The organism is Streptacidiphilus neutrinimicus (genome assembly GCF_000787815.1).
GTDB classification, from domain to species: Bacteria; Actinomycetota; Actinomycetes; order Streptomycetales; family Streptomycetaceae; genus Streptacidiphilus; species Streptacidiphilus neutrinimicus.
Map to the genome: position 1 here is coordinate 1 of NZ_BBPO01000113.1, position 11298 is coordinate 11298.

12 protein-coding genes and 1 pseudogene are annotated in these 11298 nt (G+C 70.9%); 4 read left to right on the top strand and 9 right to left on the bottom strand.

Features of this window, described 5'->3' with window-relative positions; translation table 11 throughout:
* Positions 1-99 precede the first annotated feature (99 nt).
* Positions 100-321 (top strand): hypothetical protein, encoded by a 222-nt coding sequence (locus tag TR48_RS35705; RefSeq protein ID WP_052443320.1) that lies wholly within the window; start codon positions 100-102, stop codon positions 319-321.
* Positions 322-635: 314 nt separating this feature from the next.
* Here the strand turns inward: TR48_RS35705 and TR48_RS35710 are convergent.
* A pseudogene (locus TR48_RS35710) lies at positions 636-951 on the bottom strand (plasmid stabilization protein).
* Between the two features lie 218 nt (positions 952-1169).
* On the opposite strand from TR48_RS35710, the gene TR48_RS35715 reads away from it, so the two are divergent.
* On the top strand, positions 1170-1730 hold the full coding sequence (locus TR48_RS35715; protein WP_042374746.1) for a hemerythrin domain-containing protein: 561 nt from the start codon (positions 1170-1172) through the stop codon (positions 1728-1730).
* A gap of 55 nt (positions 1731-1785) precedes the next feature.
* Here TR48_RS35715 and TR48_RS35720 read toward each other — a convergent pair whose 3' ends face one another.
* Positions 1786-2043: a hypothetical protein gene (locus tag TR48_RS35720; RefSeq protein ID WP_042374747.1), complete on the bottom strand. Its 258-nt coding sequence runs from the start codon at positions 2041-2043 to the stop codon at positions 1786-1788.
* A 340-nt stretch (positions 2044-2383) separates the two neighbouring features.
* Here TR48_RS35720 and TR48_RS35725 point away from each other — a divergent pair, with 340 nt between their 5' ends.
* Entirely contained in the window at positions 2384-2722 is a 339-nt protein-coding gene (locus tag TR48_RS35725) for a hypothetical protein (protein WP_042374748.1), read from the top strand.
* A gap of 379 nt (positions 2723-3101) precedes the next feature.
* On the opposite strand, the gene TR48_RS35730 is transcribed toward TR48_RS35725, so the two are convergent.
* The 7 genes from TR48_RS35730 to TR48_RS35755 form a co-directional block, all read right to left on the bottom strand.
* Positions 3102-3575, bottom strand: a complete 474-nt coding sequence (locus TR48_RS35730) for a hypothetical protein (RefSeq protein WP_042374749.1) — start codon at positions 3573-3575, stop codon at positions 3102-3104.
* The gene (gene istB, locus TR48_RS35735) at positions 3572-4318 is read right to left on the bottom strand and encodes an IS21-like element helper ATPase IstB (protein WP_052443324.1); all 747 of its coding nucleotides are present in this window, start codon (positions 4316-4318) and stop codon (positions 3572-3574) included. The genes TR48_RS35730 and istB overlap by 4 nt, the downstream gene beginning before the upstream one ends.
* 92 nt (positions 4319-4410) lie before the next feature.
* A complete protein-coding gene (gene istA / locus TR48_RS35740; protein ID WP_042374750.1) occupies positions 4411-6069 on the bottom strand; it encodes an IS21 family transposase in 1659 nt (552 codons plus the stop codon).
* 522 nt (positions 6070-6591) lie between these two features.
* Positions 6592-6870 (bottom strand): hypothetical protein, encoded by a 279-nt coding sequence (locus TR48_RS35745; RefSeq protein ID WP_152628368.1) that lies wholly within the window; start codon positions 6868-6870, stop codon positions 6592-6594.
* Positions 6871-7170: 300 nt separating this feature from the next.
* Complete coding sequence (locus TR48_RS35750) at positions 7171-7479, bottom strand: hypothetical protein (RefSeq protein WP_052443321.1); 309 nt, start codon at positions 7477-7479, stop codon at positions 7171-7173.
* A gap of 277 nt (positions 7480-7756) precedes the next feature.
* On the bottom strand, positions 7757-8110 hold the full coding sequence (locus tag TR48_RS39520) for a hypothetical protein (protein WP_052443322.1): 354 nt from the start codon (positions 8108-8110) through the stop codon (positions 7757-7759).
* A gap of 13 nt (positions 8111-8123) precedes the next feature.
* A complete protein-coding gene (locus TR48_RS35755) occupies positions 8124-9212 on the bottom strand; it encodes an IS4 family transposase (protein WP_084730039.1) in 1089 nt (362 codons plus the stop codon).
* Between the two features lie 862 nt (positions 9213-10074).
* On the opposite strand from TR48_RS35755, the gene TR48_RS35760 reads away from it, so the two are divergent.
* The gene (locus TR48_RS35760) at positions 10075-10266 is read left to right on the top strand and encodes a hypothetical protein (RefSeq protein ID WP_042374752.1); all 192 of its coding nucleotides are present in this window, start codon (positions 10075-10077) and stop codon (positions 10264-10266) included.
* Positions 10267-11298 lie beyond the last annotated feature (1032 nt).

Genomic DNA, 11298 nt, shown 5'->3' on the forward strand with positions numbered 1-11298 from the left:
CGGCGGTCATGGTGGCCTCGATACCCGTGCGGCCGTTCACCGAGCAATACGCGCGCGAGACGGCCCCCTTCAGCACGGGCATCGCCGGTCTTCCGGGCCGTGAACCGGCGCATCAGCGCCGCCTGGGGGCTGGCCGTCCTCGCCATCACCGGCCTCCACCTGCTCGCCGGGCACCTCACCGCGGCCGGGACCGGCACCCAGACGACCAACCTCCTGCTCAACTGGGCGGCCCCCATCGGCCTCTCCCTCACGGCGGTCGCCTACACCAACCACACCGCGAACCATGCCCCCACGGCATCTCCGGCCCCCCGCGCCGAATGACCCCCGCGGCCCGAAAGCGGGACCGGGCGGGGCGGGGTGCGGGCAGAACCCGAGGGCTTCCTGTCTCAGCCGATGACCGTGGAAGCCACCCTGAGCCTTGGGGGGGCGGCCCGCTCCTGGCCGACCCGGACCTCGCCCGCCGTGCCGCCCTCGCCGCGGGCTCTCGCCCGCCGCCTCCCCGCCTGACCGCGCCCGAGCCGCGCGAGCAGGCCGCCGCCCTGCTGCGCCACCCCGACCTGCTGGCCGCCGTCGAACGCGGCACCCAGGACATCCCGGCCTGAGCCAGCACCCCCGGGGTGGCGCCGGGAGTGCGATCAGCGTCCGAGGGCGCTGGCCAGTTCCCGCATGGTCATGCTGGAGCGGCCGTGGATGTTCTTCTTCTTGGCCTCCTGGTAGAGCTGCTCCTTGGTGGGGCCCTGGGCGCCGCTGTGGGAGCGCTGGCCGCCGCGCTTGGAGGAGGAGGTGTCCTTCGTCGAGGTCCGGCTCGCGGTCTTCGACTCCCCCGCGCGGGCGCGTTCCTTGTTCACCGTCGATCTCCTTGGCCCGCTCGGTGCTCTCACCGCGGTCCTGCGCGCTCTTCTTGATGTGCTCGTACTGCCGCTCCCGCTTCGGGGACGATCCCGCAGGCATCACACGGCCCGCCTCTCTGCTCCCACCGGCGGACCGTCCGCGGGGTCCTCGGCGGATACTCCGCAAAGCGCTCGAACCGCGCCGTAGCGGCCGAAATCAACCCGGCCGACCCAAAACGTCCCGGTAGCCGCTTGGGGCCGATCCGGAACGGGAACGGATGCCGCCCGGCCCCAAGGGCCGCCCCATCAGACCATCGCAACCGGAAGGACGACCTGACCATGGGTCACGGCGGCAACGTCATCGAGGAACTCAAGGCCGACCACCGCGAGGTGCAGGCCATGTTCGACCAGATCAACGCCCTGCCCCTGGGCAACGCCAAGCGCCGCGACATCGCGGACGAGATCACCATCGAACTCGTGCGGCACTCCGTCGCCGAGGAGATGTACCTCTACCCCGCGGTCCGCGAGCACGTCCCGGGCGGGGACGCGATGGCCGACAAGGAGATCGCCGACCACTCCAAGGTCGAAGAGATGCTCAAGCAGCTCGAAGGCCTCGACGCCGACCGCTCCGAGTTCGACACCCTGATCACCGGCATCATCGCCGAGGTGGTCGCGCACGTCACCGACGAGGAGAACCGCCTGTTCCCGGCCCTGGCCCAGGTGTGCAGCCCGCAGCAGCTGGACGAGCTCGGCGACAAGGTCCGCTCCGCCAAGGCCAAGGCCCCCACCCGGCCCCACCCCGGCGCGCCCAGCACCCCGCCGATGAACAAGCTCGTGGCCCCCGGCGCCGGCCTGGTCGACCGCGCCCGCGACATGATCTCCGGCCGAGGCCGCTCCTGACCGCAACCCGCAGCGGGGCGTGCCCGCCGCCCGAGCACCGGCGGACACGCCCACCTCACGCCGAAGACCGCACCGCCGGGCCCTCGCCCTCCAACAGCCAGACCAGCTCCGGCTGGCCCAGCGCCTGCCACGCCTGCCCACCCACGCGCATCCGGGCGTGCCGGAATCCACCGGCAGGAGTGAACAGCGCCCGCACCCGCCGACCGTCCCGGTCCGACCGCAGCCGCCCGCCGGCACGCCACACCACACGCCACCCGAACAACCGCGCCGTCGCCACCACGTAGTGGGCGTCGTTGCCAAGCCGATCTGCCACAACACGATGCTCAACTCGCCCGACCGCCCGCGCCACCGGCGCACGCGCGGCGCACCACCGCCCGGACACGGCGCACGCACCGCGCCCGCCAGGCCCGCTGGCCACGCGCGCCAGCAGCTTGACCGAGTCGAGGCGTGGGCCAGGTTCCACTGGAGAGAAGGGCACAGCCCCCAGGATGGGTGACCCGGGCTGCCGGGACACCCTCAGGGCTGTGCCCGCCGCCTGCGACCAGTCGCCGACGACGGCCGGACCCCCGCGTCGATGTGCCGGTCCTGCGGACTGTGCCCCTAAAGTGGCGGATCATCCGCGCCACCCGGGGGCGGAAGACGGGGAGCTCCCGGTGGTGTTCAGCATGGCGCGCGACGCGCACTCGGTCGTCGTCACTGTTCACGGCCCGCTGGCCGCGGACGATCCCCCCGTGCTGTGCCGCGCCGTCGAAGAGCAGCTGCGTCGGCATGCCCGCCGTGTCGTGGTGGACTTCGGTCCGGGTGAGCTCGGGCCGGCGGCCTTCCGTACCGCGGTGCGCATCGACCGGATCTGCCGCGCCCGGGAGGCCGTCTGCGCGCTGGTGAGCATCGACCCGGACCGGCTCAGCCAGGCCACGGCCGGTTCGGCCGGCGTCGGCCGGCGCCCACTCGTCGCCTCCAGTGTGGCCGCCGCGCTCTCCCTTGACGCGTGATCGGTCCCGCGCGGCCTTGCGGTTCCGCTCGTGGGCCGGTCCGAGAGCAGCTCGGCTTCGGACGGGCAGGTCTGCTGGTCGGCTGATCGGCGCGGGAGCTGGTGCACGGGTGATTTCGTCGGGTCATATGAGGACCACGACTCCGCTGGCTTTGGGAGCCAGGGTAGGGCTGTTCGTGGCGGGGATGTACTCGCCCGTGGCCGGTGATCTCCGGCGTGAACGGGAGCCACTCCGCTGAGATCGGGAGCCACTGATCGGGTGACCTGCCCGATGTCACGGAGTGTCCGTAGGGCGGGTGGCCGGGGGGCCGATAGCTTGTGGCTGCGGGCCCCGGGGGCCGCCTCCCTGACAAGATGCGGCCAGGGGGCCCGCGCCCCGGTTATACCTCGGGCGGGACGCCGAAGAGCAGTTCCAGGACGGGTCGCGCGCTGGAGTGAAGCGGCGGGGGCTCGGTCAGGGTGTGCCACCAGCGGAAGTCCCCGGGCCACGCAAATTCGCCGGCCGCGGGGATCGTGACGTCGAACGCGATCTGCAGGACCTGGCCGCCGTCCGGAGATTCCCAGACGCTCGACGTGGCGAAAGCGTAGTCCCAGCCGGCCAGGCCCAGGTTGACGGTGCAGAGCCAGTCCAGGGTGTCCGGGACAGCCTCCCCGCGCTGGACCCACGCCAGCGGAACCGACCACTGACCGTCGGCGGGCTTGAGCAGGAGCACGTGGTCGCGGTCGTCACTGCGGTGGACCAGAGCCAGGACCTGGAACCGGTTGACGCCTGCCCGGCGGCTGTCCTTGACCAGTTCGGCCAGGGCGGCGTCGGTCGTGTGGTAGCGGCGCCCGGGGTTGTCCGATGCGGTCATTGCGGTGCCGGGAAGAGGGATTCCTGGGTGGCCTGATAGCGGTAGGACTCGGTGCCGGTCTGGATCAGTGTGCAGCGGAAGGTGATCCGGTCGGCGATGGCCGCGCAGAGGCGGGCGTCCCCGAAGGTCTTGTCCCACTCGGTGAAGGGCGAGTTCGTCGCGACGGCGGTGGCCTTGCGTTCCTCGCGCTCGGTGAAGATCTGGAACAGCAGCTTGGCGCCCTTGCGGTCCAGGTTGAGGTAGCCGAATTCGTCCAAACACAAAAGGTCGATCTTGCTGTAACGGGCGATGACGGAGGAGAGCTTGCGGGACGCGTCGGCCTCGGCGAGCTCGTTCACCAATGCCGAGGTGGTGGTGTAGCGGACCGACAGGCCGGCCTCGGCGATCGCGGTGCCGATCCCGATGAGGAGATGGGACTTGCCTGTGCCGCTGTCGCCGATCAGGACCAGCGGGCGGCCCTCGCGGACCCAGGTCGGGGACTTCAGGTCGGCGACGACCTCCGGGGTGACGTTCGGGTTCTTGGAGAAGTCGAAGTCCTCCAGCCGCTTCGGCCGCGGGAACCGCGCGAGCCGCAGAAGTCGCTGCTGGCGGCGGACGTCGCGGTCGGCAAGCTCGACCTGGAGCAGGTCCAGGAGGAACTGCTTGTAGGTGGCCTGCTCGCGCCGCGCGGCCTGGGCCAGGTCGATGAACCGCTCGCGGAACGCCGGCAGCCGAAGGTCCCGGCAGGCCTCGTCGATCAGCATGTCCTCCGGGTCCCCAGGCAGGGACTGGCGCCGCGGCGGGACCCGTTCGGTGTCGACCTCGTCGTCGTGGTCGGTGACGGTGATGGTGGGGCTCATGCGCCGTGGCCTTTCTGGGTCTGGCTGGTCGTGACCGGGTTCAGGAGCCGGTCGTACTTGCTCATGTCCGGGAGCGTCGTGCGCGGGTCGGGCGGCAGCCGGCGGGAGTGCAGGGAGATCACCCGAGCCCCCGCGCCGTCCTCGCTGGCCGGGACCTCATCCAGGTCGTCGGTCAGGAGTTCGGCGTCATCGGCGTCGGTGCCCTCCATCGCCTTGCGGGCCTCGATCGCGACCAGGTCGGTGGAGACCGAGCCGATCCGCAGGCAGGTCGTCATCGCCGCGACCAGCGCGTCAGCCGGGAGCTGACGGTGCAGCAGCAGGACCTCGATCAGCATCCGCGTGCCCTCCCGGTCACCCGCCTTCTGTTTCGCGGCGGCCCAGAACGCCTCGTGGACCTTCGTGAAGCCGCCCTCCGCGCGGGCCTGCGCGAGCGCGGAGGCGCCCGCGAACGCGCCCGGCTTGACCAGCAGGATCTCCAGGTAGTGGTCCAGGAAGTCGTGATAGGTGTAACGCCTGGTCAGGCGCGGGTGGCGGGCGACGACCTGGCGCCCGTCGAACACCCACAACTCGTTCGCCTTGAGCTTGACCCGGGCCTTGCTCCCGATGAACTTCGCCGGCACCGAGTAGTAGCCCTGGCGGACCGTGATCCGCGAGTTCCTGGCGACGGTGGGGGTCAGGTCGATGCCGCAGTCGTAGTCATCCGCCGGCAGAGGCCGCAGCCGCTCGCGCTCCTGCTCGAAGTCGAATCCGATCGAGGTCGGCCGCCCGTGGATGTGGCGGGCGTCCTCCGCCACGTCGATCGCGGCCAGGCGCTCGTTCAGCTCCGCCAGCGAGTCGACCACCGGCGGCGGGACTAGGTGCTTCCTGCGGAACCTTCCGCCCTCGTGCTCGACGCCGCCCTTCTCATGGGCGCCGTCCTCGCCAGGGGCGCAGTAGAAGGCCGAGAACTGGTACCACGACTTGAACGACGCCCACCGGTTCGACTCCAGCCGGGAGCGGCCGAACAGGACCTGCTTCACCGCCGGCCGCAGGTTGTCATAGCGAATGTGCACCGAAGGGACACCGCCCAGCACCGTGAACGCGTCCAGGTGGCCTTCGAGGAAGGCCTCCTGCGAAGCGGTCGCGTAAACGCGGTGGACGGCCTTGCCCGAATAGGAGAGCCGCAGCGTGAACAGCACGCACTTGCGGCGCTGCCCGGCCAGGTCCAGCCAGAAGTCCGCGAAGTCGACCTCGGCCTCCTCACCGGGCCGCTTCGCCTGCGGGACCATGCCGTCCAGGTGCCGGCGACCCTCCAGGGCCTCGGCCTTGATCTGCGGGCGGCGCTTGGCGACGTAGTCGTAGACGGTCGTGGTGCGGGCGTGCTCGAAGTCGTGCTCCGCGGCCAGACGCTCCATGATCCGCGGGATCGTGTGCCTCTGCTTCGCGGGCGCGTCCAGATCCTCGCGCAGCATCGCGTCGATGAAGCCCTTCACCGGCTCCAGCACGCTCGGCCGCGGCGGGGGCGACTTCCGCTTCGGCGGCACCGGACAGTCCAGCGCCCGCTTCACGGTGTTCCGCGACACCTTGAACTGCACAGCCAGCTCCCGCCCGGACAGCCCCTGCTCACGCTCAGCCCGGCGGATCCTCTCGAACAGCACTTCACGCGACTTGCCCACCAGCGGTCTCCCTGACCCGGACCGTGATCAACAAGCACAGCGTGACGGCCAAACGGCCCACCACACCCGATTACGCCGAAAGCGGCATGTCACACACCATCACACCGGGTGGCTCCCGATCTCGCCGGAGAAACACCGGCTCCCGACCCGGGCGGAGTCATGGCTCCCAACAACGCCGTAGAAATCAGGTGCACGGGCCCGGTGCGGCCGTCGGGGCACACGGTGGGCGCGCGCCCAAAGTCACGCCCGCCGGCGCTGTCGGCGCCGCGCCGTACGCTGCTTGCCTCGGCTGCCCCGAGAAGCGTGCCGTGACGCGTCCCACCCGGGAGGTGTCACGGCACGCCGCCGTCGGGGCCCCGACGTTGGCCTGGGCAGCCGCCCATGGGAAGAATCGAACACGCGGGTCGCCGTGGCCCGGCCACCCGACTCACAGGCCTGGCCGAGCCAGGGCGCGGGGTGGTGTCCGGTGACCCCCCGCGGGGCCGCGGGGTGGCCGGCCCCGTCTGCGTGGCCTAACACCGTTCAGCCCTCTGACGGGTCCGGACGCGATCTAGGCACGCACGCCGACGAGGCGGGACGCCCGCCCTCCGGGGGCACGGCCACCTCGGAGGAATCGGTGATTCCCACGGCGGCGGTGCAGCGCACGCAGGCGTCGCCGCGCAGCGCGCCCAGGTCCGCGAGCGGGCGAGTCCGGGCGGTCGGCGCCAGGAGCCGTCCGCACAGGGCGGCGTTGGTCCCGGCCGGCACGACGTGCCAGAGCAGCACTGTGCGCCACTCGTACTCGGCTTTGAACTCGAACATGGAGATCACGCTACGTGCCGCCAGGACAGTTCAGACACGGCGACCGTCTCGGAGTCCGACGCCGGTGCGCCTACTCGGACGCGCCACCTGGACGCCCCGGCCTGACGTGCTTCGCGGGAAGCAGGAGGTGGTCCGCTCGAAACCGAGCCGGGCATCCCCTGCACCTGCACGATACCGACATGACCGAGGGCCCGGATCGCGGCTGGGCAGGTCAGCGCTGCCGCGCAGTCTTCGAGCGCGGTACGGGGACGTCGAAGGGCACGAGCGTGACCGAGACCGGCTGACCGGCGTCCTGGCCGTTCAGGCCGCAGTCGCCGACAGGAAGAGCTGCCGCAGGCGCTCGCTCTGGGAATCACTCAGGTCATCCGTCGTGCAGCGCTCCCCGATGTTCAGCGCGCGCATCAGCTGCCCGGCATGGATACGGTCCACTCCCGGCAGCGCTTCCAACAGCTCGCGCACCGGCACGGAACCGACCGCCGCCGCCTCACCCTCCAGAACGTCGGTCAGCGACCGACCCCCGGCCAGCTCTGCCAGCACCCGTCCCCGCTCGCCCGCGTCCACGGCCTCCTGGTCCTGATGGCGCTGCCGATGCAGGAAGTGTCGATCCACGCACGCCTCCCTCGTTCCCTGGGTTTATCAATTCTTCCCGCCCGATCAGCCCGGCTATGCCAGCCGGTCAACCCTGCTATTTGATGATGTACGCGCTAACGGCGTGTAACGTGCTGACTCGTCCCCGCAACGCGGAGCCGCGCCAGGGGGAAGAGCGCGCCCGTTGCCCTGGGCTGGGGGCACGCTTCCGGGGCCGTCAAAGGTTTGTGGGGGACCAGCCGACGGCCCCGGAAGCCCTCCGCACGATGGCGTCCCTTGATGTGCAACACCGTTGCATTTAGCTGGTGCTGGCGCTGTCAAGGCTCTCGCTGTTGAGCATCTCGAAGTCGAGGGTGTATGCCTGGGACGATCGAGGGTGCTTGCCGGGGTTGAAGGTGTACCTGCTGCTGCGCTTGCGGACGCGCGCCTTCAGGCGCCAGCGCTGCCCGGGAGGCAGCAGCCTGGCGAGGGCGGCTCGGCCGATCGCCCCGATCAGGACCGCCGGGCCGGTCGGGGCGATGCCGCGAGCGGCCACGATCTGGTCCGCGGCAGCGTTGAACAGGACGATCAAGCTCACTCGTTGCGCTGACAGCGCAGGCTGAGTGGTGACGACGTCGTCGGCGATACGGACCAGTGCCTGGTAGACGGTCAACAGGGCGTAGACCTCATTGTTCGATCCCGGGGACCGTGCGTGAGCGCAGTACGCGTCCGTCGAGGATGGTCGACTTCAGCGAGAAGTAGCAGGTTTCCACCTGCCACCTGCGGTGATACAGGGCGATCAGCTCGTGGGCGGGGTAGCGCTCGGCGTCCAGGAGGCTGGTCACCACGCGCCACAGTTCGCTGCGGCGGGTGCCGTCGGCCAGCGTGACCGTCATCCGGGCCTCGACGATCCGTACATCCAGCCGCCCGTAGCCGCGTCCGGCCTTGTACTTCCCGGCGCAGACCGTGGTCAGGTACGAGCCGTCCGGCAGGGGCCGGCGCATCGCCGGTCGCCGCTTGCGGGTCGAGCGCAGCAGGAAGGCTGCACCTGTGCCCGTCACGGCCTCCAGGAAGTCGAAGGCGTCGTAGTAGGCGTCGGCCAGCAGCACCATCGAATGATCCAGGTGGTGCAGCAGGCTGCGCGCGTAGCCGAGCTCGCCGGTCGTATCCGGACCGAAAGCCGCTCCCAGCAGCGCGCGGGTGCCGCACTCAACCAGAGCCACCAGCCGCAGCAGCGGGTAGCCGAACTCCTTCACCTCGCCGATGTGCTTGGGGAAGCGCCAGGTCAGGGCCTCTTCGTCGGGGATGCTCAGCGTGGTGCCGTCTACCGCCACCACCCGCAGGCCGCGGTAGAAGGAGGCGGTCTGCGTTCCGGCGGCCACCGGCCCGGCGAGGATCTCGAAGAGGCGGCGCAGCGGGGCGCTGCCCAGCCGGCGGCGGGCTCGCGAGAGCGAGGACGCACACGGGCGCGTCACCATGATCGCGTCCAGTCCCGCGCTGAGCTTGTCCCACACCGCGGGGCAGGAGGAGTGCTCGAAGAAGGCCAGGGCGAGCACGAAGTACACCATGACCCGGGCCGGCAGCAGCCGCACACGCCGCTCGCGTGAGTCTGTCTCATCGAGGACCGCGTCGACCAGTTGCGGGTCGATGACCTGCGTCAACTCACCTAAATGGCCGGGTGCGTAGACATCGTGGGCTGACGTCACGGATGGCAGGGTGGCAGAATGCCGCGACAACGGGACCTCCGGTACAACGATCTCTGGGCTCGACACCACAGGGATCTACCAGGGGTCCCGTCCTCTCGTTCACGCTCTTGACAGAGCCGCGAGCCGCCTAAAGCAATGGTGTTGCACAACAAGGGACACGACCCTCCGCACCTGACCGCCTTCATGGACGCCTCGGCAACCGATCGTGCCGGGCAACCTCCCTGCGTGGCGAACACGCCGCCGCCCGGCGCTCAGCCCGCGCACACGCCCCTGAACGCGCCGTCCGTCGTGCGGTGTCCCACGCCCCGTCCAGCCACGGGCGTCCGGCTTGGGTGTCCCCTCCCCCTCCAGTACAGACAGGACGGGGGCCCGCACGGCTCAGCAGCAGGTCGCCGGCAGATCTGACCCGTCCAGCACGCCCCGACCAGGTACCCGGGGAGCAGATCGTCCCCGTTGTCCCGCGCGCGGGCGGGCCGTCACCCGTCCAGGCGTGAGCTGTGGCAGGTTCGACTTGGGCAACCCCACGATGAATGTGCTCCCCAGCGACAGGTGCCCGGTGCGCGGGAGCCGCCGGCGATCCGGCACCGTGCGGCCGCCCTGCTCGCAGCCCGAGAACGGGCGGGGCGACCGCACAGCCGACGTGACGCGGCCTATGCGCTGTGGCCTGCCCTATGTCCGGACCGGATGCGGCCGCCACTTCGCTATTCAATGCCGAGGAACGTCTCCTCGGCATTGAGTAGACCGTCGTCTCGCTGCGGGCCAGTTCCTCGCTGGCCTCGCGCTCGCGGGCCTCCCACGCTTCGAGAACCTGAAGCTGCCCCGGGTTCATTGCCGCCGCGGCAGGCACGTGCACGACCCAGACCCATTCGGCCCAGCTGTTCCTGGGCCCGCAGGCCTTGATCTTTCCTGCCGGGCGGCCGACGCTACGGGCATGCACAGCGCTCCCCCCACCGACACGGAAATCCGTCAGGCGCTGGCCCGCCTGGCCACCCATGCGGCCGAAGCCCGCGCTCTGTACGACGCCAGCGACTGCACGGGGGCGCTCCACGCCGTGCCGCATGCCCAGGCGGTAGCCAGCGACGTTGGACTCGCCCTGATCCGAGTCGGTGAGAAACAAGGCTGAAGCCGGGCAAACAACAGCGGCGCGGACGTCCGAGCATCCGCGCCGCCGGGCAGCGCCAGGCTCGTGGGGGACGGACCCGGCCACCGGCTCAACGAACCAGCAGGATTCGAGACACGGGATCGCGCAGAGCTGCACGCGTTGCACGGCTGCGGGCCGGATCCACCGAGACGATCACCGGGCCACCCTCGGCGCTGACCGCGCTCAGCCGCCCGGTCGACCAGCGCTGCTGACCTGGGCAGAACCGGGGCCTCAAGCCGCGAACATCGTCCGCGGCTGACCTGACCCGCACGAACAGCCCGGCCCCGCTCATCGGGGGCGGGGCTTTGTTGTGTCCGGGCGCACTCAACGATGACGCGTGCACGCCCGGGTACAAAACCCGCACCACCGCCCGCGTCGCCCGCGTCCAGGGCCCCCCGGAGCTGGCGCACCCTGGAGTCGTTCTGCGCCGCCGCGCTCGTGCCCGTCGACACCGAGGTGCTGGTGCGCGCCACCGGCTTGCAGGCCGGACAGCTGCGCGGGCAGGAACTCACGGTCGCCGCCGACCAGCGTGCGACCGCGTAGCAGCCACGCGAACGGCCACTGACTTGCCGCCAGCACCGTAGCCTCTCCCCGGCCAGCACCGGTCACCGTGTCGAGGGCCACGCCTCACTCCGCGCGATCGACGCCGACCCGGTCGCCTTCGGCGGCCGACGGGCCGGTGTCGGCTTCGCGGCCGCAGTCTATGCAGCCGCCTGAGCCGAGCGGTCCCATGCCGCCGCAGTGCACGCAGCTGCCCGCGAACACGACCGGCCGGCCGCGGTTGCAGGGCCGGGCAGCGGTCCCTGTTGGACATGTCCCGGGTGATGATGCGGTGCGCGAGACTGGCCGCCGGCGACGACCAGCCCGACGCGGCGGCCGCGCCACGGATTCCGTCCGGCTCGCTCCCGGTCTGCGGTCGTGTGAAACTGCCCAGGCAGCGGGGTGAGTTGCAGTCGCATCAGTGCTTCAACGCCTTCCGAGGTCCACAAGATGCGCGCGTCCGGCACCTGAGCG

Excerpts from the sequence above, each read along its gene's own strand:
- TR48_RS35760 (WP_042374752.1), top strand. The coding sequence starts at position 10,075 with ATGCACAGCGCTCCCCCCACCGACACGGAAATCCGTCAGGCGCTGGCC.
- TR48_RS35745 (WP_152628368.1), bottom strand. The coding sequence starts at position 6,870 with ATGTTCGAGTTCAAAGCCGAGTACGAGTGGCGCACAGTGCTGCTCTGG.
- TR48_RS35730 (WP_042374749.1), bottom strand. The coding sequence starts at position 3,575 with ATGACCGCATCGGACAACCCCGGGCGCCGCTACCACACGACCGACGCC.
- TR48_RS35715 (WP_042374746.1), top strand. The coding sequence starts at position 1,170 with ATGGGTCACGGCGGCAACGTCATCGAGGAACTCAAGGCCGACCACCGC.
- istB (WP_052443324.1), bottom strand. The coding sequence starts at position 4,318 with ATGCTGATCGACGAGGCCTGCCGGGACCTTCGGCTGCCGGCGTTCCGC.